Here is a 25,380-nt window from a genome sequence, read left to right as displayed (position 1 = left end):
ACCAGCGCCTTCTGTGCTCCCAACTAGCGCCTTCTGGGTCCCCAACTAGCGCCTTCTGGGTTACCCCACAAAACCCGCGAGAATGGTTGCGACATTCTAGAGGCTCACCCGCACTTGCTATACCCGCAATTCAAACAGGTAGCGCAGCCGTCCATGATCACGACCGCCTTCGTCGAACACTTGTGGCACATCGTCGCGGACGGCGGGAAGGCGGCGCCTTCACCGGTGACTTCCACGTCTTCGATGCGCGGCTCGTCGGAGACGCGCGGGTCGGGGAACAGGTCGCCGGCGGAGCTACCGCTTACTTCAGTGTTTTTTTTTGAGAGCTGCGCGTAGGCGGCGCGCTTCTCGGCGATCAGCGCGCGCTGGGCGTCGCTCATTTCAGGGTCGTGGATCAGGCCGATCGACTTGAGGTGGTCCTCGACGATCGCGCCGAGTTCGGCCACCAGCGAAGGCATATAGACGCCGCCCGGCTTCCAGTAGCCGCCGCGCGGGTCGAACACGGCCTTCATTTCGTCGACGAGGAAGGTGACGTCGCCGCCCTTGCGGAACACGGCCGACATGATGCGGGTGAGCGCGACGATCCACTGGAAGTGGTCCATGTTCTTCGAGTTGATGAAGATCTCGAAGGGACGGCGCAGCTCGTGTTCGGTCCCGGCGTTGAGCACGATGTCGTTGATGGTCACGTACAGCGCGTGCTCGAACAGCGGCGATTTGATCTTGTAGGTGGAGCCCACCAGGATTTCCGGGCGCTCGATGCGCTCGTGCATCTGGATGACATCGGCCGTGGGCAGCTCGGCGACCGGCGCGGCGACGGACTTGTTAGCCGCTGCTGCCTTGTCTTCCGGGGTGACGACGCTGTAGCCCTTGATTTTCTTGTCGATCTTGACGGCCATGTGACCCGCTCCTGGTGCGGTGTTGCTGATCTGGTTTTCGGTGTTAATGCGGTGGCCGCGCCGCGCGGGCGCGGCCACCAATCGGGGCTTGCTGTTACCTGGCAGCTTTCTTCGCAACCTTCTTGGTGGGTCGCTTGACTGCCTTCTTCGCGCTGGCCTTGCGGGCCGGCGCCTTCTTCGCCGTCGATGCGGCGGATTTCGTCACGGCCTTGCGGGTGGCGGCGCCACGCGTGGTGGTGCGCTTGGTCGCGGCCTTCTTCGTTGCGGCCTTTTTCGTGGCCTTCTTCGCGGCGGTCTTGCCACGCGTGGCGGCCAGCGTCTTCTTCGCCTTGGTCGTCTTCTTGGCGACCTTGCGCTTGGCGGCGGCGACATCGCGCTTGGCGGTGCCCTTGGCCTTGGCGACGTCGGTCTTGCCCGCCTTGCGTGCGGCCTTGACCTTCCTGGCGGCCTTCTTGCGCGCGGCGGTCGCTTCGCGGCGCAGGTTGGCGGCTTCCTTCTTCGCGTCGGCGGAGGCCTTCTCGAGCTTCTTCTTCGCGCTGCCGACGGCCTTCTTCGCCGCCTTGGTCGCCTTGCGCACGTTCTTGCGCGCGGCTTCCACGGCTTCATCGGCGCGCTGCATGACGGCGCTGCTGAAGGTGGTCACGGTCTCTTTCACGTTGTCGGCGGCCTGCGACAGGGTCGCCGTCACTCCGTTGCCATTGCTCATGTAATGCCCTCCTGACGGGCGTCTCATTCGTAAGGCGTTGCGGTAACCGGGGCCTTGCAAAAAAACTGCTGGAAACGCGGTGTTGCGAAGCGACTCTAACGCGGTGGCGGGCCGGAGGATGAATGCGGTTCCGGTCTGCCTTCCTGCGGCGACGCTGCAGAAGCAACGTCGCTGGATCCCCGCTTTCGCGGGGATGACGCAGGTTTTAGAACTTGCCGTAATAGCCTTCCTTGAGCGCGTCGAACAGGTTGGCGGCGGTGTGCATTTCGCCGTCGTATTCGATCTGCTCGTTGCCCTTCACTTCGAGCACGCTGCCGTCTTCCAGTTCGAAGCGGTAGGTGGTGTTCTCGAGGTCGGCTTCCTTCACCAGCACGCCTTGGAAGGCGGCGGGGTTGAAGCGGAAGGTGGTGCAGCCCTTGAGGCCCTGCTGGTGCGCGTAGCGGTAGATGTCCTTGAACTGCTCGTACGGATAATCCGTGGGCACGTTCGCGGTCTTGGAGATCGAGCTGTCCACCCACTTCTGCGCGGCGGCCTGCACGTCGACGTGTTCCTTCGGCGTGATGTCGTCGGCGGCGATGAAATAGTCGGGCAGCTGCGCCTCGGGCTCTTCGGAGAACGGCATCGCCTTCGCGTTCACCAGCTCGCGGTAGGCGAGCAGTTCGTACGAATAGACGTCGACCTTTTCCTTCGACTTCTTGCCTTCGCGGATCACGTTGCGGCTGTAGTGGTGCGCGAACGACGGCTCGATGCCGTTGGAGGCGTTGTTGGCCAGCGACAGCGAGATCGTGCCGGTCGGCGCGATGGAGCTGTGGTGCGTGAAGCGCGCGCCGGTCTCGGCCAGTTCGTCGACCAGTTCCGGCGCGACGGTGGCGATGCGCTGCATGTAGCGGCTGTACTTGGCGTGCAGGACGCGGCCCGGGATTTCCTGGCCGACCTTCCAGCCGTCCTTTTTCATCTCCGGACGCTTGCGCAGCATCTCGGCGGTGACTTCGAAGCGCTCTTCCATGATCGGCGCGGCGCCCTTTTCCTTCGCCAGCGCCAGGCCCATCTCCCAGCCGGCCACGGCCATTTCCTGGGCGATGCGCTCGGTGAATTCGCACGATTCCTTCGAACCGTACTTCATGCGCAGCATGGTCACCGTGCTGCCAAGGCCCAGGAAGCCCATGCCGTGGCGGCGCTTGCGCATGATCTCGTCACGCTGCTGCGGCAGCGGCAGGCCGTTCACTTCGACCACGTTGTCGAGCATGCGGGTGAACACGCGCACGACTTCCTTGTATTCCTCCCAGTCGAAGGAGGCCTTGTCGGTAAACGGGTCGCGCACGAACTTGGTCAGGTTGACCGAGCCCAGCAGGCACGCGCCGTACGCCGGCAGCGGCTGCTCGCCGCACGGGTTGGTGGCGCGGATGTTCTCGCACCACCAGTTGTTGTTCATCTCGTTGACGCGATCGATGAGGATGAAACCCGGCTCGGCGTAGTCGTACGTCGAGACCATGATCATGTCCCACAGGTGGCGCGCACGGATGTGGCCGTAGATCTTGCAGGCCACCAGGCCGTCGTCGCGCACGATGTAGTTGCGGTGCGTCGGCCATTCGCGCCAGACGACCTGGTTGGCGTCGTTGACGTCGAGGTCGCCCTTCTCCTTGATGTTCACCGGGAACACCAGCGGCCAGTCGGCGTCGTTCTCCACCGCCTGCATGAAGCCGTCGGTGATCAGCAGCGACAGGTTGAACTGGCGGAGGCGACCGTCCTCGCGCTTGGCGCGGATGAAGTCCTTCACGTCCGGATGCGACACGTCGAACGTGCCCATCTGCGCGCCGCGGCGGCCGCCGGCGGAGGACACGGTGAAGCACATCTTGTCGTAGATATCCATGAAGGACATCGGGCCCGACGTGTACGCGCCGGCGCCGGCGACGAACGCGCCGCGCGGACGCAGCGTCGAGAACTCGTAGCCGATGCCGCAACCGGCCTTCAGCGTGAGGCCGGCTTCATGCACCTTCTCCAGGATGCCGTCCATCGAATCCTCGATGGTGCCGGACACGGTGCAGTTGATGGTCGAGGTGGCGGGCTTGTGCTCGAGCGCGCCAGCGTTGGACGTGATGCGGCCGGCGGGAATGGCCCCGCGGCGCAGCGCCCAGACGAAACGCTCGTTCCAGTACTGCTGCTTCTCGGCGGACGGCTCGGCTTCGGCCAGAGCCTTGGCGACGCGCTGGTAGGTGGCGTCGATGTCGGCGTCCACCGCGGTGCCGTTCTTGGTCTTCAGCCGGTACTTCTTGTCCCAGATGTCCTGGGAGGCGGGCTGCATCGGGATTTCCCGCTCGGCCGCGGCTGTCTTGACCGCCTCGAGGCGCACTGTGCTCATGCCTGTCCTGTCTCCTTTCAATGGCGGTTCGGGCCCTGAAACCTTGCCGCCGTGGATTCTTATGTTGGCTGCCGCACCATCGGCGTCGTGTACGACGTCCGCCGACGGCTATGCCCACGACCGCGTTTTCAGCGGTCGCGACGGCATGGGTTTTCCTGGATTCCTTCGCTCATCCTGCTCCGCCACGGACCCTCCCCCGAAGGTGCCGGTAGTCAGCAAAACCAAGCCGAAAACCCCAAGTTTGGGTTTCCGTCGACATCGTGACCACTAGATGTAGTGGGCGAAGGCGAGGACTCAAGCTACCCCCGCCCCCGGGATGTGTCAACGGTTTTTTGATGGCAGTCACACAGCTGTGATGGCGGTCAAACGCCGTCATCGACGCGCTTGCCGAAGCCGGCGGGAACGTGCACGAGGAGGCAACGCAACGCCCTGCCGACGGGCCGCGCGGGCGAAAAACTTCATCGCGTATTTAATGCGGTTCAGTGAAACTGAACGCCTCCGCGGCGGGGCCTGGCGCGCACGGCGAAGCGAGATCGCCGCACCGCATCGGCCCCGCGCACACCCCATTCACCCTTGCCTGCGACCGACGCGATGCGCCCGCTGCCGACCCTGTTGACCCTGTCCCTCGCCGCCGCCTTCGGCGGCTTCGCCGCCACCGCCATCCGCGACGGCCTCGAAGCGCCGGCGCAGGCGGCGCCCGCGTCCGCCGTCGCGGCGACGCCGACCGTCGCCACGCTGCCGGCCGTGGTCGGCGGGCAGCCGCTGCCTTCGCTCGCGCCGATGCTGGCGAAGGTGACGCCGGCCGTGGTCAGCGTGCACACCAAGCAGCGGGTGAACGTGAGCCCGTTCGGCAGCGACCCGATGTTCCGCCGGATGTTCCCGGAGCTCACCCAGGAGCGCATCAACGAGTCGCTCGGTTCGGGCGTCATCGTCGATGCGAAGCAGGGCTTCGTGCTGACCAACCACCACGTGATCGAGGGCGCCGACGAGGTGTCGGTGACGCTCGCCGACGGCCGCACGCTGAAGGCCGATTTCGTCGGCTCCGACCCCGACACCGACGTGGCGCTGATGCGCATTCCCGCGCAGGGCCTGACGGCACTGCCGCTGGCCGATTCCAGCGCGCTGCGCGTGGGCGATTTCGTGGTGGCGGTGGGCAATCCGTTCGGCATCGGCCAGACGGTGACCTCCGGCATCGTGTCCGCGGTGGGCCGCAGCGGCCTGCGCGGGCTGGGCTTCCAGAACTTCATCCAGACCGACGCGTCGATCAATCCCGGCAATTCCGGCGGCGCGCTGGTGAACCTCAACGGCGAGCTGGTCGGCATCAATACCGCCAGCTTCAACCCGCGCGGCTCGATGGCGGGCAACATCGGCCTGGGCTTCGCGATCCCCACCAGTCTGGCGCGCAACATCATGGGCCAGCTGATCGCCAACAACGGCGTGGTGATCCGCGGCACGATGGGGCTGGAATCGCAGGACGTCGATGCGCGCCTCGCGCAGGCGCTGGGGCTGCCCGAAGCGCGCGGCGCGGTGGTGACGCAGGTGTTCTCCGGCGGCGCCGCGGCGGCGGCGGGCGTCAAGGTCGGCGACGTGATCCTCGCCGCGAACGGCGAGCGCATCGACGATCGCGACGCGCTGCGCAACTTCGAGGGCCTGCAGTCGGTGGGAAGCCGCATCGCGCTCGACGTGCGTCGCGATGGCAAACCGTTGACGCTGACGACAACGCTGCGTGAGCAGCCGCGTTCGTACGTGGGAACCGAGCTGGACCCGCGTCTCACCGGAGCGAGGTTCGCCGACCTGCCCGAGCGCCTGCGCCAGGCCGGCCTGTCGGGCGTGATGGTCGATTCGGTGGCACGCGGCAGCCGCGCCGAAGCCAACGGGCTTCGCAAGGACGACGTGGTGATCGCGTCCAACGCGGGCAACTTCGAGGATCTGCCGGGCTTCCGCGCGAGCTTCACGCAGCGTCCTGCACAGTTGGTCCTGCGCATTCTCCGCGGCAACCGCCGGGCCGACCTGCTGATGCAGTGACGCCGCGCACCGCGCAGTGCCTTCGAACCACGTCTTTCAGCAGAACGTCCTTCCGACATACAGGAGCCGCTCGATGAATACCCCCACCGATCCGACCAATCCCGGCGGCAGCGCCATCAACACCGGCACGGGCACTGGCTCCGGCCTCGGCACGAACGCCGGCAGCGGCACGGCGTCGAACTACACCGACGGCGTGCGCAGCAACCTCTCGCAGGCCGGCGGCCACGTGAAGCAGGCCGCCAGCGACGCAGGCTCCGCGCTGCGCGGTGCGGCGAGCGCCGCGGGCGAGGAACTGCGCGTGGGCAAGGCGAACGTCAAGGCGGACCTCGCCGATGGCGCGCTCGCCGGCCTCGCCGCCGCGGAGAACGCCGGTGGCGCCGCGCGCGAGCAGATGGACGCGCTGATGGACAAGGGCCGCGACCTGGTCGACAGCGCCGCCGAGCTCATCCGCGAGCGTCCGCTGGCTTCGTTCGGCGTCGCCTTCGCTGCGGGATGGATCCTCGCGAAGCTCGGCCGCAGCGGCGACAAGTAAGCGCGCGCTGACGTGAGCGAAGGGGACGAGCGCCACGACCACGACCCGGCGGACCAGCCACCGCCGGACCTCGCCGAGTCGCTGCGCGACATCGGCAACACCGCCAAGGCCAGCCTGGGCGCCGCCGCCGATTCGGCGCGCGCCCTGCGCTCGCTGCTCGCGGCCGATCTGTCGCTGGCGCGCAGCGCGATGGGACGCGCGCTGGCGTTCGCTGGCGTCGCCGTCGTGTTCGGCGCATCGGCGTGGCTGTTCCTCATGGCCACGCTGGTCACGCTGCTTCGCAACTTCGGTCTGTCGTGGCTGATGTCGATGCTGATCGCCGCCGGCCTCAGTCTCGTCGTCACCGCCTACGCCGGCCTGCGCGCAATGCATTACTTCGACCACACGCGCATGCAGGCCACGCGCCGGCAGCTGGCGCGGCTGGGCATCGGCGAACTGTCGGACCTGATGCCGACGCCGGACTCGCCGCAATCCGCGCGCGAAACGGCCAAGGACCTGCGCGAGAACGTCGACCAGATGCCGAAGCAGCAAAGCAACGACATCGACATCACCCCGCCCTGATCCGCAGGCACGTCACATGGCGATCAAGCAGAAAAAGCCGACCTTCAAGCAGCTCATCGCCAAGGTCCATCAGGCCGAGGACGTGGTGGAGACGCGCGAGCGCGAGGTCGTGGCCGACCTCCGCCACCTCAAATCCTCGTGGCTCGCCGCGTGGACGCCATGGCGCATCGTCACCGCGGGGTTGGCGGCGGGCTTCCTGGTGGGCCGCGCCGAACCGATGAAAGCCGTCGGCAAGAGCGGCGGGCTGCTGCAGATGATCTCGATGGTGTCCACGCTGATGGCCAGCGGCAGCGCGAAGGTCGCCGCCGAAGAAGCCAGCGAAGTCAGCGAGCAGGTCGCCAGCGGCGAGAACCTCACCGTCGCCGACGCGCTCGCCGCGCGCGGGGCGGTCGGCGCGGGCGTCGTGGCGCCGGCGGGCAGCGTGCATCCGGATGCGGTCGCCGACGACTTCGAGGACGAGGCATACGCGCTGGCCCAAGCCGAAACGCGCGCACGTGCCGCACGCACCGCGACCGTCGACCAGGTGACGCGATGAGCGCGCTGCCGCCGGTTCCGGCCGCGGCCGACAACGTCGATTCGCTCGACGAGGACGGCGAACTTCCTCCCAGTCCCCCGCCCGCGCCGCGACCGCGCTCATCCAGCGCGGCGGTGGTGCTGGCGACGCTCGCGGTGGGCTTCACGCTGTGGGCGGCGCAGGAACTGGTACTGCCGATCCTGCTGGCGATGTTCTTCGCGCTGATCGGCAACCCGATCATCCGCGGTCTGCAGCGCGTGTACGTGCCGCGATTCATCGGCGCACTGATCGTGCTGCTCGGCGGGCTGTTCGCGGCCGGCGCGCTGGGCAACCAGCTGATCGAACCGGCCGGCGAATGGGTGCGGCAGGTGCCGCGCGAGATGAAGCAGGTCGCGCCAAAGCTGCGCGATCTCTACAAGCCGATGCTCGACGCGAACAAGGCCGCGCAGAACATCGCGCGCGCGGCCGGTGGCGAAAGCACGAGCCGGCCGGTGCAGGTGATCCGTACCGAAGCCAACGAGCCGTACAAGGTCCTCACCGCGACGCCGCGACGCATCGCGTCGGTACTCGCCGTGGTGCTGCTGACGTTCTTCTTCATGGTGTATGGCGAGCAGCTGCAGCGGAACGCGCTCGCGCTGTTGCCCACGCGCCAGCAGAAGAAGCTGACGGTGGAGATCCTCACCTCGATCGAGCGCGCCATCTCGCGGTACGTGCTGACCATCACCGTCATCAACACCTGCCTGGGCCTGGCGCTGTCGGGCGCGCTGTACTGGCTGGGCGTGCCGATGCAGGAGGCGCTGCTGTGGGGCACGATGGCGGCGATCCTCAATTTCGCGCCGTACGTGGGTCCGCTGATCGGCATCATCATCATGCTGCTGATGGGCTTCGTCGCCTTCGACGACCTGTGGCCGTCGCTGCTGCCGGCCGGCATCTACCTCGCACTGCACACGCTGGAAGGCCAGATCATCACGCCGATCATCCTGGGCCACAGCATGCGGCTGTCGCCGCTGGTACTGATCCTGGCGCTGATGGTGTTCGGCTGGCTGTGGGGGATCGTCGGGCTGCTGCTCGCGGTGCCGCTGCTGGTGTGCGTGAAGCTGGTGCTGGCGCGCGTGGAAGGGCTGACGGGGTGGGCGCGGCTGCTGGAGTGACCTGCTCATGAGCCCCTCTCCCTCCGGGAGAGGGGTTGGGGTGAGGGTCGGCGCGTGCAATGCGGTGATACGCCGATGCCGAACCGCACGTCACGAGTCGCCACTTCACCCCTCCCCAACCCTCCCCTGCAGTCGCAGGGGAGGGCGTAACGGCAGCCAGCAATCCCCAGCAATCCCCGCCTCGCGGCCTCCCCGAGGCCGTACCCAGCCCCGCCGCCGGCTGGGGCTAAAATCGCCGGATGGCTTTCCCCGTCCGCGCGATCACCCTCGACCTCGACGACACGCTGTGGCCCTTCGCACCGATCGGTGCGCGGGTCGAACGCGTGCTGCACGACTGGCTGACGCAGCACTGCCCGCTCACCGCGCAGCGCTTCCCGATCGAGGCGATGCGCGAACTGCGCGAGCGCATGTACGTCGAGCGCCCCGACCTGGCCCACGACTTCAGCCAGCTGCGCAAGCTGAGCCTGGTGCGGGCGCTGGAATTGGCCGGCGACGATCCGCTGCACGCCGACGCCGCTTTCGAGGCGTTCTACGACGAGCGCAACCGCGTGGACTTCTACGAGGACACGCTGGACGCACTCGCGCGCCTGGCCGCACGCGTGCCGCTGGCGGCGATCAGCAACGGCAATGCGGACCTCGCCCGCGTCGGCATTGGCGCGCATTTCGCCTTCCAGCTCGGCGCGCGCGAACACGGCATGCCCAAGCCGCACGCCGGCATCTTCCACGCCGCCTGCGCGCGCTTCCCGTTCGCGCCGCATGAGGTGCTGCACGTGGGCGACGACATCGAGATGGACGTCGTCGGCGCGCATCGCGCGGGCCTGCGCAGCTGCTGGATCAACCGCATCGGCGCGCAGTGGCCGCACGAGGACGTGCGCCCCGATCTTCAATTCACCACCCTCGCCGAACTCGCCGACTGGCTGGATTCGACGCACACGATGGAAACCGTTGCCGCATGAGCCTGCCGTCCGGATTTGCCGACACCACCACCGCCGACGCGCTGCCGCTGCACGTCGTCACGCGCGACAGCCTCGCCGGCTGGCGCGGCGCGCAGCCGGCGAACGTCGGCGCATGGCTCGATGCGCAGGGCTTCGACGGCTCGCCGTTCTCCGCGATCACGCTGCCGGGCACCGATGGCGGCATCGCGGGCGCGGTGATCGGCGTGGGCGACATGCTCGACCCGTTCGCCTACGGCCACGCGCCGTACGCGTTGCCGGCGCGCGCGTTCGCGCTGGCGGGCGAGCTGCCGGCCGACGCCCGCAACGCCCTGCAGCTGGGCTGGGGCCTGGGCGCATATCGCTTCACCCGATACCGCCAGCCGCTGCGCGCGCCGGCGCAGCTGGCCATCGCGCAGGCCGATGCCGACGCCTTCGCGCAGCTGGCCGCCTGCGTGCGCGTGCGCGACCTGGTCAACACGCCGACCGAGCACATGGGTCCGGACCAGCTGGAGCAGGTGGCGTGCGAGATCGCCGAACGCTTCGGCGCGCGCATCGAAGTGGTGAGCGGCGACGACCTGATCACGCAGAACTTCCCGGCGATCCACGCCGTCGGCCGCGCGAGCCATCGCGCACCGAGGCTCATCACGCTGCGCTGGGGCGATGAAGCGCACCCGCACGTGGTCATCGTCGGCAAGGGCGTGTGCTTCGACACCGGCGGCCTGGACCTCAAGCCCGCCGACGGCATGCGCAACATGAAGAAGGACATGGGCGGCGCGGCACACGCGATCGCGCTGGCCGAACTGGTGATGGCGCGCAAGCTGCCGCTGCGCATCACGCTGCTTGTTCCGGCGGTCGAGAACGCGATCGGGCCGAACGCGTTCCGTCCGGGCGAAGTCGTCGACACGCGCAAGGGCGTCACGGTCGAGATCGACAACACCGACGCCGAAGGCCGCGTGATCCTCTGCGATGCGCTGACCTACGCCGCCGAGATGCAGCCGCAGCTGCTGCTGGACTTCGCCACGCTCACCGGCGCGGCGCGCATCGCGCTGGGTCCGGACCTGCCGGCGCTGTACAGCAACGACGACGGCGTGGCGCAGCAGTGGTTCGACGCCGGCATGCAGCTGCGCGACCCTCTGTGGCGCATGCCGCTGTGGCGCCCGTACGTGCGTTACCTCGTGAGCAACGTGGCCGACATCGCCAACGGCGGCCCGTCGAAGATGGCCGGCTCGATCACCGCCGCGGTGTATCTGGACCGCTTCGTCCCGCCGACGCAGAAGTGGGCGCACCTGGACGTGTACAGCTGGAACGACAACGACCGCCCCGGCCGCCCCGCCGGCGGTGAAGCGCAGGGTTTGCGCGCTGCGTACGCGCTGTTGAAGCAGCACGCGGGCGTTTGACGTCCAGCTGAGAGGTCCAGGTCGCATTGCTGCCCTGGAACGACGCGCTGTGAAGCCCCTCTCCCACCGGGAGAGGGGATGGGGTGAGGGGCAACGGAGCTGTGACGGTGAACTGTCGTTGCCGAACAGCGCTGCGATGTTGTTTCCAGCATCGGACGCCAAGTTCAGATGGATTCCAGCTTTCGCTGGAATGACGACCGAAGTGTGGAAGCGCTGCCAGCCTGGGTCCCGGCGTTCGCCGGGATGACGGTGCTTCATGGGTGGCGGCGCTTCATGCGTGGCCACGCTCTGGTGACGGCGCTGCAAGCCCCTCTCCCACCGGGAGAGGGGTTGGGGTGAGGGGCAACGGAGCGATGGAGGTGAACTGCCTCTGCCTGACAGCGCTGCGCTGTTGCTTCCGCACCGGACGCATAGAGCCAAATGGATTCCAGCTTTCGCTGGAATGACGACCGAAGTGCGGAAGCGCTGCCAGCCCGGGTTCCGGCGTTCGCCGGGATGACGCCGCAAAGCGCTTGATAGCGCTATCGACCACCGAATGGCGCTCCGGGCACATGCGTACGCCGGCCGCCAAGGTGACCCCGCGCCCCCGCATCGCATACGCTTGGCGGCGTTGCGGCCGTAGAAAGTTACTTCCGGCCCCTTGGCGCGGCGCGGGACGCTGCCCACACTGCCCCCCTTCCCCATCGTCCGGATCGTCGATGAACAACTCTGCCGACCTGCTCAAGGAACTGCGCATAGACCGCTCGGCACCGCCGCCGCCCACCTCGCGTCGCGGGCTGTGGATCGCGTTGGCCGCCGTCGCGGTCCTGGTCGTGATCGCGCTCGTCGCGTGGGCCGCGTTCGGCCGCGCGCGCGGCGTGGAAGTGCGCACCGCCACGGTGACGGCGATCGGCAACGGCGGCGCGAGCGGGTCGGTGCTGGATGCCACCGGCTACATCGTCGCGCGCCGCATGGCGACGGTGTCGGCGAAGATCACCGGCAAGGTGCGCGAGGTGTTCATCGAGGAAGGCATGAAGGTCGACGAAGGCCAGGTCATGGCCACGCTCGATCCGCTCGACGCCGATGCCGAACGCACGCTCGCCAGCGCGCAGCACAGCGCCGCGCGCAGCCAGGTCGAGAGCGTGCGCGCGCAGCTGTCGGAAGCCGAAGCCAACGCGCGCCGCCTGTCGACGCTGGTGAACCAGCAGCTCGTGTCGAAGGCGCAGTACGACGAAGCCGTCGCCGCGCGCGATTCGCTGCGCGCCGAGCTGACCACCGCCGAGCGCAACGCCAAGGTGGCCGGCGATCGCCTGCGCATCGCCGACATCGGCGTCGACAACACCATCGTGCGCGCGCCGTTCGCCGGCGTCGTCACCGCCAAGGCCGCGCAGCCGGGCGAGATCGTCTCGCCGCTCGCCACCGGCGGCTTCACGCGTACGGGTATCGGCACCATCGTCGACATGGATTCGCTGGAAGTCGAAGTCGAGGTCGGCGAGGCCTTCATCGGCCGCGTGCAACCGAAGATGCCGGTGGAGGCCACGCTCAACGCGTACCAGGACTGGAAGATCCCCGGCGAGGTCATCGCGATCATCCCGGCAGCCGATCGCGGCAAGGCGACGGTGAAGGTGCGCGTCGCGCTGAAGCAGAAGGATCCGCGCATCGTGCCCGACATGGGCGTGCGCGTGAGCTTCCTGGAGCCGAAGAAGGATGAAGCGCCCGCGCAGAAGCCCGGCGCGCTCGCGCCGGCGGCGGCGATCGTCGCGCGCGACGGCAAGCAGGTCGCGTTCGTCGTGACCGAGGACAAGGCCTCGCAGCGCGAAGTCACCGTGGGCCGCAGCCTGGGCGAGGATCGCGAGATCACGCAGGGTCTCTCAGGCGGTGAGACGGTCGTGCTGGATCCTCCGGCCTCGCTGTCCGACGGCGACCGCGTGCGCGTCGCGCAAGGCGGCGAAGCGGAGCCCGCAAGCGAATAAGCAGCAAGCAAGCCTTACGAGCAGGAAGCAGTCCCCCTTTCATCGTTTCGAGGACGTCGCAATGGCCACGCTGGTTTCGATCCGCAACCTGAGAAAGACCTATCAACGCGGTCCGGAGAAGGTCGAGGTGCTGCACGGCATCGACCTGGACATCCCCAAGGGCGATTTCGTCGCGCTGATGGGTCCGTCGGGTTCCGGCAAGACCACGCTGCTCAACCTCATCGGAGGACTGGATTCGCCCACCGGCGGCGAGATCACCGTCGACGGCCAGCGCATCGACGCGATGACCGCCGGGCAGCTGTCGCACTGGCGCAGCCAGAACGTCGGCTTCGTCTTCCAGTTCTACAACCTGATGCCGACGCTCAACGCGCAGAAGAACGTCGAGTTGCCGCTGCTGCTGACCAAGCTGTCGGCGGCGCAGCGCAAGCGCAACGCGGAGATCGCGCTGCAGCTGGTAGGGCTGGCCGAACGCGGCAAGCATCGGCCGAACGAACTGTCCGGCGGCCAGCAGCAGCGCGTGGCGATCGCACGCGCGATCGTCTCCGATCCGACGCTGCTGATCTGCGATGAACCGACGGGCGATCTGGATCGTCAATCGGCCGAGGAGATCCTTGCGCTGCTGCAGTCGCTCAATCGCGACCACGGCAAGACCATCATCATGGTCACGCACGATCCCAAGGCCGCCGACCACGCGCAGCGCACGATCCACCTCGACAAGGGAACGCTGGTCGAACGCGAGCTGGCGCTGGAGCACTAAGCCCCCATTGGCTCCTCCCCCTGCTCGCAGGGGGAGGTTGGGAGGGGGTACTGAGGCGCGACAGCGCCGAAGCTCGCCGCGATGCGGCTCGTCACCCCTCCCCCACCCTCCCCTGCCAGGCAGGGGAGGGAGTAAAAAACTTCTTGAGGACGCAGAGATGAAATACCTGCACCTGATCTGGGCCGCGCTGTTCCGAAGCAAGACGCGCACCTTCCTGACGCTGCTGTCGGTCGTCACGGCATTCCTGCTGTTCGGCATGCTCGACTCGGTCCGCGTGGCGTTCAGTTCGAGCGCGAACGTCGCCGGCACCAACCGCCTCATCACCACCTCGAAGCTGTCGATCACCTCGTCGCTGCCGTACCGGCTGCAGTCGCAGATCGAAAGCGTGCCGGGGGTGAAGAAGGCTTCGTATGCCACCTGGTTCGGCGGCATCTACCAGGATCCGAAGAACTTCTTCCCGAACTTCGCCGTCGGCCCGGGTTACATGGAGCTGTATCCGGAGTACGTCGTGCCCGCCGACCAGCTCAAGGCGTTCTACGCCACGCAGGACGGCGCCATCGTCGGCGAGGCGCTGGCGACCAAGCACGGCTGGAAGATCGGCGACACGATCCCGCTGCAGGCGACCATCTTCCCGACCAAGGGCAGCAACAACTGGAACTTCAAGCTCGTCGCCATCTACCGCGTGAACGACAACAAGCGCAAGGGCGAAGAGAACACGCTGATGTTCAACTGGAAGTACTTCGACGAGGCCAACGACTACATCAAGGGCCAGGTGCACTGGTACGTGATCGACGTGGCCAACGCCGACCAGTCCAATGCCGTCGCGCAGGCGATCGACAAGCTGTCGGACAACTCCGACCACGAGACCAAGACGCAGACCGAAGCGGCGTTCAACCAGGCGTTCTTCAAGCAGATCGGCGACATCGGGATGATCGTGACTTCGATCATGGGCGCGGTGTTCTTCACCCTGCTCCTGCTCACCGGCAACACGATGGCGCAGGCGGTGCGCGAGCGCATCCCGGAACTGGCGGTGCTGAAGACCATCGGGTTCTCCAACCGCAGCGTGCTGTGGCTGGTGCTGGCCGAGGCGACGCTGCTGGTGGTGCTGGGCGGGCTGATCGGCCTGGGACTGGCGGCGCTGATCATGCCGGGCGTCAGCTCGGCCAGCCGCGGCCTGATCCAGCTGCCGAGCGTCCCCGGCGCGACCTGGGGCCTGGGCCTGGCGCTGATGCTGATCATCGGCGTGGTCGTCGGCCTGCTGCCGGCGCTGCGCGCGATGCGCCTGAACATCGTCGATGCCCTCGCGGGCCGCTGACAGGAGACACGACATGAGCCGTGCAAGGAAGTGGTTGGGCAATGCGGGCGTCGTGCTGGCGCTGGTCGTCGGACTGGCCGCCTGGATCATGCTGCCGTGGTACGCCGTGCTGGCGCTGGTGGTCGCGATGGTGCTGTGGCTGCTGCTCACGCGCAGCGGCCGGCTCGCGCTGGAAGCCACGCGCATCGGCATCGCGAGCCTGCCGCAGCGATGGGGCGCCTCGAGCGTCATCGTGGTCGGCATCGCCGGCGTGGTCGGCGTGCTGGTGGCGATGCTGGCGATGGGCGCGGGCTTCGAGGCGACGCTGAAGCAGACCGGCAACGACAGCACCGCGATTATCTTGCGCGGCGGTTCGCAGGCGGAGACCAATTCGGTCATCACCCGCGATCAGGTGCCGCTGGTGAGTGCGTTGGCGGGCGTCGCGCGCGGTGCGGACGGCCGGCCGGCGATTTCGCCGGAGCTGTCGCAGGTGGTGAACATGGTCACACGCGCCGACCATACCGATGCCAACGCGCAGCTGCGCGGCGTCGGCGAGGCGGCGTGGGCGCTGCGGCCGCAGGTGAAGATCGTCGAAGGCCGGAAGTTCGAGCCGGGCAAGCGCGAGCTGATCATCGGCCAGGGCGCGCGCAAGCAGTACGTCGACCAGCAGTTCAACGACCTCAAGCCGGGTACGCAGATCGAACTGGCGAACCAGGTGTGGACGGTGGTGGGCTTCTTCGCGTCGGGCGATTCGCACGACTCGGAGCTGTGGGCCGACGCAGAAACCCTGGCCTCGACGTATCGCCGCAGCGCGTACCAGTCGATCACGGTGAAGCTCGACGGCAAGGACGGCTTCAACAAGCTCAAGGCCGCGATGGCCGCCGACCCGCGCCTGAAGCTCGACGTCGACACCACGCGCCATTACTACGCCAAGCAGTCCGAGCAGCTCAGCGGTTTCCTGCGGGTGCTGGGCATCGTGATCGGCTCGATCATGGCGGTGGGCGCGGTGTTCGGCGCGCTCAACACCATGTACGCCGCCGTGGCGGGGCGTTCGCGCGAGATCGCGACGATGCGCGCGATCGGCTTCCGCGGCCTGCCGGTGGTGGTGGCGGTGATGCTGGAAACGATGTTGCTGGCGCTGATCGGCGGCCTGCTCGGCGGGCTGATCGCGTGGCTGGTGTTCAACGGCTACAGCGTGTCGACGCTGGGCAACAACTTCAGCCAGGTGATGTTCCAGTTCAAGGTCTCGCCCGAGCTGCTGTGGAACGGCATCAAGTGGGCGCTCGGCATCGGCCTGGTCGGCGGCCTGTTCCCCGCGCTCCGTGCAGCGCGGTTGCCGGTGACGGAGGCGTTGCGGGCGGCGTGATATCCGCCTTGCGTTGAAAGCAGAAAGGCCGCGAGCGATCGCGGCCTTTCTGTTTCTGCCGTCATTCCCGCGAAGGCGGGAATCCATGGGGGCTTTTCGCCTTTTGCTGTCATTCCCGCGAAGGCGGGAATCCATGGGGCAGACGCATCAAGCTACGGACGAGCTGCCACGGCTGACGGCTGGATTCCCGCCTTCGCGGGAATGACAGCCAATGGCAAACGCGTTACGCGCGAAGCTGCGATACCCGCTCCGCTTCGATCTTCCCCAGCAGCCACTGCAATCCCGCCAGGTGCTGCTGGTCGTGGCTGCACAGGTAATGCACCAGGCCGCGCAACGTGAGCGGGCCGTAGCCTTCGAACTCCGCCGTGCGCGCGAGCTGCACGTCGTCCAGGCGCGCGATTGTCTCGACCGTGCGGGCGCGCGCGTCGCGGAACGCCTGCAGCACGGCGTCGGCATCGGCGCCGCCGTAGCGGCGTTCGATCGCCAGCGACTCGCTGTCGATCGACGGCAGCAGCGGATGCGCTTCGTCCAGCGTGCGGCGGATGCGCTCCTGGTAGCCCTCGACCTCGATGTCGCGCACGTGGCACAACTGCTCGATTGCGGTGAAGTGTTCGCTCGGAATGCCGTCCCAGCTCGCCGGCGTCCAGTGACGATGCGACACGGGAATCGCCTTGTAGTGCGCTTCCAGTTGCAACGGGAACAGCGCCAGTGCGTTCAACGTGGTCTTGTCCATCGCGATGTCCTCACGCCGTGGCCGGGACCGCCGGCTGACGCCGCGCCCGCCACAGTCCTTCGCCGGCGAAGATCGCCAGTGCGATCCAGATGAAGACGAAGCCGGTCGCGCGATCGCGATCGAAGGCTTCGTTGAAGAACAGCACGCCGAGCAGGAACTGGATCGTCGGCGCGATGTACTGCATCAGGCCGACCACCGACAGCGGCGCGCGTCGTACCGCATAGGCGAAGCCGATCAGCGGCAGCGCGGTCAGCACGCCGGCGAAGATCAGAAGCGCGTCGGCCGCGAGGCCGTAGCCGCCGCCGAATCCACCACCGCCGTGCGTCTCGCTCCATAGCAACAGCGCGAGGGCCGGCAGGAACAGGTACACGCCTTCGACCGCAAGCCCGCTCACCGCATCCACCGCGACCAGCTTGCGGATCAGGCCGTACAGACCGAACGAAAGCGCCAGGCCGAGTGCGATCCACGGCGGCTGCCCGTACTGCCACGTGAGCCACGCCACGCCGGTGGCGGCGATGGCGACCGACAGCCACTGCACGCGGTTGAGCCGCTCGTGCAGGAACACCACGCCGAGCACGACGCTGATCAGCGGGTTGATGAAGTAGCCCAGGCTGCTTTCGACCACGTGCCCGGCGTTCACCGCCCAGATGTACAGGCCCCAGTTGAAGGCGATCAGCACGCCGCTCAGCGCCAGCATCCACGCGGCGCGCGGCCGTGCGAGCGTCGCCTTCAGCCAGCCGCGGCCCTGCTTCCAGCCGAGCCAGCCGGCGACGAGCAGCGCGCTCCAGACGATCCGGTGCAGCACGATCTGCAGCGACGGGACGTTCTTGAGCAGGTGCCAGTACAGCGGCATCAGGCCCCACAGGACGAAGGACGCCGCCGCGATCCAGAGCCCGTTGCGGGTGTCGTGACCGGTGTTCATGCCGCGGGCTCCGACGACGAGGCGGCCGACGGCGCAGCCGCTACCGGCTTCGCAGCGCGCGCCTTCGCCAGCGTGATGATCACCACGCCAACCAGGATCACCGCCATCGCACCGAGGTCATGCGCGGTGAAGTGCTCGCCGCCGATCAGCGCGCCGAACAGCACCGCGATCGGCGGGTTGACGTAGGCGTAGCTGGTCGCGAGCGCCGGCCGCACGTGGTGCAGCAGCCAGATGTAGGCGGTAAAGCCGAAGATGGAACCGGCGACGACGAGGTAGAGCATCGCGCCGGTCGCCGACAGCGTCGGCATCTGCGTGATGCGCTCGCCGTGGATCACCGCGGCGATGAGCATCCAGATGCTGCCGGTGAGCATCTGCCCGGCGGCGGACATGAAGGGCTGCGGCAGGTCCTGGTCGCGGCTCCAGATCGAGCCCCACGCCCAGGCGATCGGCGCGATCACCAGGCAGATGAGCCCAAGTGTGGAGGACGACAGTTCGCCGCCGGCGTTGAGCCAGAGCACGCCAAGGAAACCGATGAGCAGGCCGATCCACTCGATCTTCGACGGGTGGCGGCCGCGCAGCATCGCGAAGACGCCGGCGAACAGCGGCATCGATGCGACGGCAATCGCGGCGAGGCCCGAGCCGACTTCGGTCTCGGCCAGATTCACCAGCCCGTTGGACAGCAGCACCATCCAGATCGAGAGGATCCACAGCGTGCGCCATTGCTTGCCGGTGGGCGACGCGACGCCACGCGCGCGCAGCACGACGTACATGATGAGGCCGGCGAGGAACATGCGGCCGGCGCCGAGCAGGAACGGCGGATAGCTCTCCAGCGCGAAGCGGATGGCCAGGTATGTCGAGCCCCAGAGGATGTAGACCGAGGCCAGGGCGAAGGCGACGGCGAGCGCGCCGGGCGCGGCCCGGTCGTGAGGTGCAGCGGTGCTCATGCGGATTCCATGCGTGGGGTGGAGGTGCGGCACTGCTCTACTTCGATGAACGCGGCAATCGGCAACACAGCGTTGCGGCGACCGCGAGCGCCGGACGACATCGAGGCACCGTGCGGTCGGAGCGTTCTGCCCTGTTCGGGCGGGACGCCACGCACGCGCGGTGCCGAGAGTCGTTCGGATGGGTGAAGCGTAACGCGCACCGGCCGCGACATGCTTGATAAATCGTGCGCCCTGACGCAAAAATTTTGCATGGCCAAAACACCCGTCGTACTGGACGAGTTCGACCACCGCCTGCTGGAGCTGCTGCAGCGCGACTCGGCCTCGACGCTGACCGCGCTCGGCGAAGCCGTGGGGCTATCGGCGAGCGCCGTGCAGCGGCGCATCACGCGCTATCGCAAGCACGGACTCATGCGCGAGGTCGCCGTTCTGGACTCCACTCTGCTCGGCACCACCACACTGGCGACGGTGCTGGTTGCGATGGAGCGCGAATCAGCCAAGCTCCACGCCGCCTTCCACGCCCGCATGCGCGCCGCCCCGGAAGTGCAGCAGTGCTACTCGCTCGCCGGCGAGTGGGACTACCTGGTGATCCTCTGCACCACCGGCGTCGCGCATTGCCGCGAAGTCGCCGACCGGTTGTTCATGGACGAAGGCAACATCAAGCGCTACGAGACGCGGATGGTGTTCGACGTGGTGAAGTCGGGATTGCAGGTGTCCACGCGCGTGCCGGTCCGGCGTCGCAAGTGAGGCGGGTGATGGGCCGCGGACGAAATCCGGGGCCGCTTCGCTCGTCGGGGCACGGACGCTTTGACGACGACCTACGTCCTGCTCACGCCACGCGCTCGCGCTCCAGCACGCGCTGCTTCATCGGCAGCCCCCAGCGGTAGCCGCCCAGTGAGCCGTCGCCGCGCACCACGCGATGGCACGGGACGACGATGGCGACGTGGTTGTTCGCGCATGCATTGGCCACGGCGCGCATCGAACGCGGATGGCCAATCTCCTCCGCGATCTGCGTGTAGCTGCGCGTCTGTCCGTGCGGGATCTTCATCAGCGCGTCCCACACCTTCTTCTGGAACGCCGTGCCGATGAGATCCACCGGAACCTGCGCCTGTCGTCCGGCGAGCGCCTCGGCGACCGCCCGCAGGCGTGGCGCGAGGAATTCGTCGCGCCCGGCATCGACGCGTTCCAGCTGCGCCCTCGGGAATTCCGCGTGCAGCTTCGCTTCGAGCGCGACGGCATCCTCACCCAGTTCGATCATGCAGATACCACGTTCGGTCGTTGCGACCAGCGCCTGTCCGAGCGCGGTGTCGGCGATGCTCCAGCGGATCTGCTCGCCCGCGCCGCCGGCCCGATAGCGCGCCGGTGTCATGCCGAGTTTCGCCGCGCCGCCTTCGTAGACGCGCGACGGCGAACCGTACCCCGCGTCGTACAGCGCCGCGCTGACGTCGCTGCCTTCGCGCAGGGCACCCTTCAGCGTGCCGAGCTTGCGCTGCGAGAGGTACTCGGCCGGGCTCAGGCCGAAGCGCTCGGCGAAGCGGCGCTGCAGATGCGAGGCGCTCAGTCCGACGCTTGCCGCGAGGTCGGCGAGCGTGGGCTCGCCTTCGTCCATCAGGCGGCGGGCATGTTCGAGCTTGTCGCGGAGTTGGCGGGCAGTGTTCATGGCCCAAACAGTAACGGGCGCCCGAGGGCGCCCGCTATCCGATCCTTGTTGTGCCTGGCGTGGGGATTTCCCCCGACGTCGTGTCAGTCGGCCCAGTGGCCCGCCGTCGTCGCGGTCGGCAGCACCTGCGCCGACAACTGGCGATCGTTGTTCAGCAGGCGCACCGCATCGGCGAGGATGGCGGCCGATTCGCGCAGCAGCGGGTCCGGGCGCTTGTCGGCGAGCTTCTCGCGTTCGGCGTCCTTCGCGATGTCGCGCTCATTTGCCGCCAGGCCGTCGTCGTTGTAGTCGTCGGCCAGCGGGTCGAGATCCAGGCCCAGTGCCTTACGCTGTTCCTGGCGCGACTTGCGCTTGGCTTCCTCGCCATCGCGCTCTGCACGACGCTCGGCCTCGTTGAGGCTGACCCACTTCTTGGCGCGCTCGTCGCGGAACTGCGCGACGTCCTCGCTCCACCACTGGAATTCCTTGTCGTTCGCGATGCGCGTGGTGTGCAGCGCCTCGAGCTTCGGAAGCAGCGGCGAGAAGTTGCCGTAGGTGGTGTGCGGCACGGCCGAGATGCGCGTCCACGGCAGCGCGTTGTCGTACGTGCTTTCGCCGTACTCGCTCGCGTCGACCGAGACCGGGAAGGCCACGTCCGGCACCACGCCCTTGTTCTGCGTCGAACCGCCGCTCACGCGGAAGAACTGCGCGATGGTCAGCTTCACCTGGCCGAAGCGCGCTTCTTCATTCGCCGGCCAGCGGTCGAGGTCGACCAGGTTCTGCACCGTGCCCTTGCCGAAGCTCGTTTCGCCGATGACCAGGCCGCGACCGTAATCCTGGATCGCGCCGGCGAAGATCTCCGACGCCGAAGCCGAACCGCGGTTGATCAGCACCGCGAGCGGGCCTTCCCATGCGATACCGGTGTCGCTGTCGCCTTCCACGCTGACGCGGCCGCCGGACTCGCGCACCTGCACGACCGGACCGCGGTCGATGAACAGGCCGGTGAGTTCGATGGCTTCGTTGAGCGAGCCGCCGCCGTTGTTGCGCAGGTCCAGCACGACGCCGTCGACGTTCTTGCCGCGCAGCTCTTCCAGCAGCTTGGCGACGTCGCGCGTGGCCGAGGCGTAGTCGTTGCTGTTCTTCCGGCGACCTTCGAAGTCCTGGTAGAAGCCCGGCAGTTCGATCACGCCGATGCGCTGCTCCGGTGCGCCGTTCGCGGCCGGAATGGTGATGACCTTCGACTTGGCGGCCTGGTCTTCCAGGCGCACCTTGTCGCGCACCAGCACCAGGCGCTGCGGCTGGCTGTCCAGACCCGCTTCGGCCGGGATCACGTCCAGGCGCACCTTCGTGCCCTTGTTGCCGCGGATCTTGGCGACGACGTCGTCGATGCGCCAGCCGATCACGTCTTCCATCGCGCCGCTTTCGCCCTGGCCCACGCCGACCACGCGGTCGCCGGGCTTGAGCTTGCCGGATTTGCCGGCTGGACCGCCGGGCACGATCTCGCGGATCGCGACCACGTCGTCCTGCTTCTGCAACACGGCGCCGATGCCTTCCAGCGAGAGCGACATCGACACGTTGAAGTTGTCGGCCGTCTTCGGCGTGAAGTAGTCGGTGTGCGGATCGACCGAGTTGGCGTAGCTGTTGAGGAAGGTCTGGAACACGTCCTCGCCCTTCAGCTCGGCGATGGACTTGCCCATGTTCGCGTAGCGCTTGTCGAGCGTCTTGCGGATGTCGTCGGGCTTCTTGCCGGCGAGCTTCAGGCGCAGCCAGTCGTTGCGCACCGAAGCCTTCCACAGCGTGTCGAGCGCCGCGTCGTCGGTCGCCCACGGCGCCTTCTCGCGGTCGTACTCGTAGCGGTCGTTGCCGGTGAAATCGAACATGTCCTGCTTGAGCAGGCCGCGCGCGTAGCCCACGCGCTGGTCCACGCGCTGCTTGTACGTCGCGAAGATCGCGTAGGCCGGCGCAAGGTCGCCGCTCTTGATCGCGTCGTCGAACTTCAGCTTGTAGGCATCGAACTTGGCGATGTCCTGCGCGGTGAAGAACTGCTTGCCGCCGTCGAGCGATTCGAGATAGCGCTTGTAGATGTCGGCCGAGAGCGTGTCGTCCAGCGCGACCGGGCGATACGCGTAGCGGCTGTCGGACAGCAGGCCGTAGACGAGTTTCGCCGCCGTGGTCTGGTCGGCGGTGGCCGCGCGCGGAAGCTGCGAGACCTCCATCGACTTGATCAGGTTCGGCTTCTCGTGCGTCGGAACTTCAACCTGCGAAGTCTTCTTGTCGGCCGCGCTGTCGGACTGCGCGAGCAGTGCCAGGGGCGAGGCCAGCGCGAGGGCGACGAGGACGGAGGCGGGAGTGGTCTTGGCTTTCATCGAGGAGGCTTCGCGACCGCATGCGGCCGAATGGGGGTCCTGAGGAGACGAACGCAGAATGGAGTGCGGTTCGACAACCCCACAGTGCCGAAAGTTGCGGGACGTGTCACCCACCGGGGGTGGGAATTAGCGTGCCAGTCGCCGCACTTCGCCCGTTCACCCGGGCGCGTTCAGCTGGGCGACGGGCTGCGGTCAGGCACGACTCAGCCTCGGCCTTTGCCGATCAACACGATGTGAGCGCAAAGCGACGGTTGGCGCAGCGGTCACCCGGCCGCGACGACCCCGGCCTCGATCGCCGAACGGTCGGCGTGATACGACGAGCGGACCAGCGGACCGGAGGCGACGTGGGTGAAGCCCAGCGCGTAGCCGTACTCCTCCAGCGCCTTGAACTCCTCGGGCGTCCAGTAACGCAGCACCGGGTGGTGGTGCGCGCTGGGCTGGAGGTACTGGCCGATGGTGATCATGTCCACGTCGTGGTCGCGCAGGTCGCGCAGCGTGCCCTGCACCTGCTCCATCGTCTCGCCCAGGCCGAGCATGATGCCGCTCTTGGTGGCGACCTCCGGATGCTGCGCCTTGAACTTCTTCAGCAGCGTCAGCGACCACTGGTAGTCGGCGCCCGGACGCACGTTGCGGTACAGGTCCGGCACGGTCTCGACGTTGTGGTTGAACACGTCCGGCGGGCTGGCGGCCATGATCTCCAGCGCGCGCTCCATGCGGCCCTTGCCGCGGAAGTCGGGCGTGAGGATCTCGATGCGCGTGCGCGGGCTGTGCTCGCGGATCGCGGCGATGCAGTCGACGAAATGCTGGGCGCCGCCGTCGCGCAGGTCGTCGCGATCGACGCTGGTGACGACCACGTACTTCAGGCCCATGTCGGCGACGGTAGTCGCAAGGCTCAGGGGCTCGGACGGATCCGGCGGCTTCGGACGGCCGTGGGCGACGTCGCAGAAGCTGCAGCGGCGGGTGCAGACCTCGCCCAGGATCATGAAGGTCGCCGTGCCGTGGCTGAAGCACTCGTGGATGTTCGGGCAGCTGGCTTCCTCGCACACCGTGACCAGGCGGTTCTCGCGCAGCTTCGACTTGAGCTGCTGCACCGAGTTGCCCGACGGAATGCGCACGCGGATCCACGACGGCTTGCGCAGCACCGGCGCGTCGGCGAACTGCACCGGCGAGCGGGCGATCTTGTCGCCGGCGATCTGCTTCACGCCCGGCTGCAACGACGACGCGGCGTCGCCGCTCACGACCGAAAGCGGGATGGTCTTGGAGGCGGTCTCGGACATGGCGTGGGGGAATCTCTGGATCGGCGAACGCGCCGGGAAAAGACGGCGCCGGGGAAGGTCAGAACGTCGGCGGCGGGGCCGTTTCGACGGTCAGTCCGAACTGGCGGGCGACGTGCCCGATCAGCACGGGCTTGACCGGCTCCAGCCCGGAAGGGCCGCCCAAGTCTAGCATCGAGGTCACCTGCAGCCCCTGGTAGCCGCAGGGGTTGATGCGCCGGAACGGCTCCAGGTCCATCGCGATGTTGAAGGCGAGGCCGTGGAAGGTGCAGCCGCGGCGCACGCGGATACCGAGCGCGCCGATCTTCGCCCCGTTCACGTAGACGCCGGGCGCGCCGTCGCGTCGCTCGGCGTGGAGGTTCCAGTCGCCCAGCGTGTCGATCATCGCCTGCTCGATGCGGTGCACGTATTCCTTGACGCCGACCTTCAGGCGCTTCAGGTCGAGCAGCGGATACAGCACGATCTGGCCCGGGCCGTGGTAAGTCACCTGGCCGCCGCGATCGACGTGGATCACCGGGATGTCGCCGGGGAACAGCACGTGCTCGTCCTTGCCGGCCTGGCCGAGGGTGAACACCGGATCGTGTTCGACCAGCCACAGCTCATCGGGCGTTTCGGCGGCGCGCGCGTCGGTGAAGGCCTGCATGGCGTGCCAGACCGGTTCGTACGCACGGCGACCGAGGTCGCGCAGCTGCGTCGGGGGCAGCGTGCGGAGCGGTTCCGGCGCGACGACGGGCTCGCTCAGAGCGTCCACTTCACTTCCGGATGCTCGCGCAGCACCTGGTGCGCCAGGTCGTACTGCTCGCGATCCCGCGCGCGGAAGGTGATGCGCACCGAGACGTAGCGGCCGTTGCTGGACAGCTTCCAGTTGACGGTTTCCTGCACCACTTCGATGCCCGCATCGAGGAGCAGCGTCGGCAGCACCGTTTCCAGGTCCTTCTCGGCGGCGCCCATGGCGCTCAGCTCGAACGTGCCCGGGAACTGGAAGCCGTGCTCGGGGTTGTCGGATTTGATTTCCATGGCCGGATTATGGGTCCGGGGCCCGGCAAACCCAAGGCGCCGG

General features: G+C 67.7%; 23 protein-coding genes. 12 read left to right on the top strand and 11 right to left on the bottom strand.

What is annotated here, in order from left to right:
* Nucleotides 1–104: 104 nt before the first annotated feature.
* The 3 genes from GOY17_RS02380 to GOY17_RS02370 all read right to left on the bottom strand — a co-directional run bounded on the left by GOY17_RS02380 (nucleotide 105) and on the right by GOY17_RS02370 (nucleotide 3,961).
* Entirely contained in the window at nucleotides 105–896 is a 792-nt protein-coding gene (locus GOY17_RS02380) for a TSCPD domain-containing protein (protein WP_157031573.1), read from the bottom strand.
* Nucleotides 897–990: 94 nt separating this feature from the next.
* Nucleotides 991–1,602, bottom strand: coding sequence for a hypothetical protein (locus tag GOY17_RS02375; protein ID WP_157029156.1), 612 nt, complete (start codon nucleotides 1,600–1,602; stop codon nucleotides 991–993).
* 205 nt (nucleotides 1,603–1,807) lie between these two features.
* Entirely contained in the window at nucleotides 1,808–3,961 is a 2,154-nt protein-coding gene (locus GOY17_RS02370; RefSeq protein WP_157029155.1) for an adenosylcobalamin-dependent ribonucleoside-diphosphate reductase, read from the bottom strand.
* Between the two features lie 591 nt (nucleotides 3,962–4,552).
* Here GOY17_RS02370 and GOY17_RS02365 point away from each other — a divergent pair.
* The 11 genes from GOY17_RS02365 (at nucleotide 4,553) to GOY17_RS02315 (ending at nucleotide 16,445) form a co-directional block, all read left to right on the top strand.
* A complete protein-coding gene (locus tag GOY17_RS02365) occupies nucleotides 4,553–5,986 on the top strand; it encodes a trypsin-like peptidase domain-containing protein (RefSeq protein ID WP_157031572.1) in 1,434 nt (477 codons plus the stop codon).
* Between the two features lie 193 nt (nucleotides 5,987–6,179).
* Nucleotides 6,180–6,518, top strand: a complete 339-nt coding sequence (locus GOY17_RS02360; RefSeq protein WP_115841483.1) for a hypothetical protein — start codon at nucleotides 6,180–6,182, stop codon at nucleotides 6,516–6,518.
* A 12-nt stretch (nucleotides 6,519–6,530) separates the two neighbouring features.
* Complete coding sequence (locus GOY17_RS02355) at nucleotides 6,531–7,079, top strand: phage holin family protein (protein ID WP_157029153.1); 549 nt, start codon at nucleotides 6,531–6,533, stop codon at nucleotides 7,077–7,079.
* 16 nt (nucleotides 7,080–7,095) lie between these two features.
* Nucleotides 7,096–7,614: a hypothetical protein gene (locus GOY17_RS02350; RefSeq protein WP_157029152.1), complete on the top strand. Its 519-nt coding sequence runs from the start codon at nucleotides 7,096–7,098 to the stop codon at nucleotides 7,612–7,614.
* Nucleotides 7,611–8,744 (top strand): AI-2E family transporter, encoded by a 1,134-nt coding sequence (locus tag GOY17_RS02345; RefSeq protein WP_157029151.1) that lies wholly within the window; start codon nucleotides 7,611–7,613, stop codon nucleotides 8,742–8,744. The genes GOY17_RS02350 and GOY17_RS02345 overlap by 4 nt, the downstream gene beginning before the upstream one ends.
* 239 nt (nucleotides 8,745–8,983) lie before the next feature.
* Nucleotides 8,984–9,700, top strand: a complete 717-nt coding sequence (locus GOY17_RS02340; RefSeq protein WP_157029149.1) for an HAD family hydrolase — start codon at nucleotides 8,984–8,986, stop codon at nucleotides 9,698–9,700.
* Nucleotides 9,697–11,076 carry a leucyl aminopeptidase family protein gene (locus GOY17_RS02335; protein WP_157029147.1) on the top strand — a complete coding sequence of 460 codons (1,380 nt, stop codon included), beginning with the start codon at nucleotides 9,697–9,699 and terminating at the stop codon, nucleotides 11,074–11,076. The genes GOY17_RS02340 and GOY17_RS02335 overlap by 4 nt, the downstream gene beginning before the upstream one ends.
* Nucleotides 11,077–11,774: 698 nt before the next feature.
* Nucleotides 11,775–13,028, top strand: coding sequence for an efflux RND transporter periplasmic adaptor subunit (locus GOY17_RS02330; protein ID WP_157029145.1), 1,254 nt, complete (start codon nucleotides 11,775–11,777; stop codon nucleotides 13,026–13,028).
* Between the two features lie 61 nt (nucleotides 13,029–13,089).
* The gene (locus GOY17_RS02325) at nucleotides 13,090–13,785 is read left to right on the top strand and encodes an ABC transporter ATP-binding protein (RefSeq protein WP_115841187.1); all 696 of its coding nucleotides are present in this window, start codon (nucleotides 13,090–13,092) and stop codon (nucleotides 13,783–13,785) included.
* A 157-nt stretch (nucleotides 13,786–13,942) separates the two neighbouring features.
* Entirely contained in the window at nucleotides 13,943–15,100 is a 1,158-nt protein-coding gene (locus GOY17_RS02320) for an ABC transporter permease (protein ID WP_115841186.1), read from the top strand.
* A gap of 13 nt (nucleotides 15,101–15,113) precedes the next feature.
* The gene (locus tag GOY17_RS02315) at nucleotides 15,114–16,445 is read left to right on the top strand and encodes an ABC transporter permease (RefSeq protein WP_157029143.1); all 1,332 of its coding nucleotides are present in this window, start codon (nucleotides 15,114–15,116) and stop codon (nucleotides 16,443–16,445) included.
* Nucleotides 16,446–16,668: 223 nt separating this feature from the next.
* Here the strand turns inward: GOY17_RS02315 and GOY17_RS02310 are convergent, their stop codons facing one another.
* The 3 genes from GOY17_RS02310 to yedA are packed head-to-tail and all read right to left on the bottom strand — an operon-like array spanning nucleotide 16,669 to nucleotide 19,044.
* Nucleotides 16,669–17,178 carry a DinB family protein gene (locus GOY17_RS02310; protein WP_157029142.1) on the bottom strand — a complete coding sequence of 170 codons (510 nt, stop codon included), beginning with the start codon at nucleotides 17,176–17,178 and terminating at the stop codon, nucleotides 16,669–16,671.
* Nucleotides 17,179–17,188: 10 nt separating this feature from the next.
* Complete coding sequence (gene rarD / locus GOY17_RS02305; RefSeq protein WP_157029140.1) at nucleotides 17,189–18,100, bottom strand: EamA family transporter RarD; 912 nt, start codon at nucleotides 18,098–18,100, stop codon at nucleotides 17,189–17,191.
* A complete protein-coding gene (yedA, locus tag GOY17_RS02300; RefSeq protein WP_157029139.1) occupies nucleotides 18,097–19,044 on the bottom strand; it encodes a drug/metabolite exporter YedA in 948 nt (315 codons plus the stop codon). Before yedA ends, rarD begins: the two co-directional genes overlap by 4 nt.
* A gap of 249 nt (nucleotides 19,045–19,293) precedes the next feature.
* Here yedA and GOY17_RS02295 point away from each other — a divergent pair, with 249 nt between their 5' ends.
* Nucleotides 19,294–19,788: an Lrp/AsnC family transcriptional regulator gene (locus GOY17_RS02295; protein WP_157029138.1), complete on the top strand. Its 495-nt coding sequence runs from the start codon at nucleotides 19,294–19,296 to the stop codon at nucleotides 19,786–19,788.
* Between the two features lie 82 nt (nucleotides 19,789–19,870).
* On the opposite strand, the gene GOY17_RS02290 is transcribed toward GOY17_RS02295, so the two are convergent.
* From GOY17_RS02290 to GOY17_RS02270, 5 genes are all read right to left on the bottom strand, one after another.
* Nucleotides 19,871–20,701: a methylated-DNA--[protein]-cysteine S-methyltransferase gene (locus GOY17_RS02290; RefSeq protein ID WP_157029137.1), complete on the bottom strand. Its 831-nt coding sequence runs from the start codon at nucleotides 20,699–20,701 to the stop codon at nucleotides 19,871–19,873.
* An 83-nt stretch (nucleotides 20,702–20,784) separates the two neighbouring features.
* A complete protein-coding gene (locus GOY17_RS02285) occupies nucleotides 20,785–23,046 on the bottom strand; it encodes a carboxy terminal-processing peptidase (protein ID WP_115841179.1) in 2,262 nt (753 codons plus the stop codon).
* 263 nt (nucleotides 23,047–23,309) lie between these two features.
* Nucleotides 23,310–24,323 carry a lipoyl synthase gene (lipA, locus tag GOY17_RS02280; protein ID WP_157029136.1) on the bottom strand — a complete coding sequence of 338 codons (1,014 nt, stop codon included), beginning with the start codon at nucleotides 24,321–24,323 and terminating at the stop codon, nucleotides 23,310–23,312.
* A 58-nt stretch (nucleotides 24,324–24,381) separates the two neighbouring features.
* Nucleotides 24,382–25,071, bottom strand: a complete 690-nt coding sequence (gene lipB, locus GOY17_RS02275; protein ID WP_157029134.1) for a lipoyl(octanoyl) transferase LipB — start codon at nucleotides 25,069–25,071, stop codon at nucleotides 24,382–24,384.
* Complete coding sequence (locus GOY17_RS02270) at nucleotides 25,059–25,337, bottom strand: DUF493 family protein (RefSeq protein WP_115841176.1); 279 nt, start codon at nucleotides 25,335–25,337, stop codon at nucleotides 25,059–25,061. The genes lipB and GOY17_RS02270 overlap by 13 nt, the downstream gene beginning before the upstream one ends.
* Nucleotides 25,338–25,380 lie beyond the last annotated feature (43 nt).

Source organism: Lysobacter soli (assembly GCF_009755585.1).
GTDB lineage: Bacteria > Pseudomonadota > Gammaproteobacteria > Xanthomonadales > Xanthomonadaceae > Lysobacter_J > Lysobacter_J soli.
Note: the sequence above shows the minus strand (reverse complement) of the source record. Positions and strands in the feature narration are given on the sequence as shown.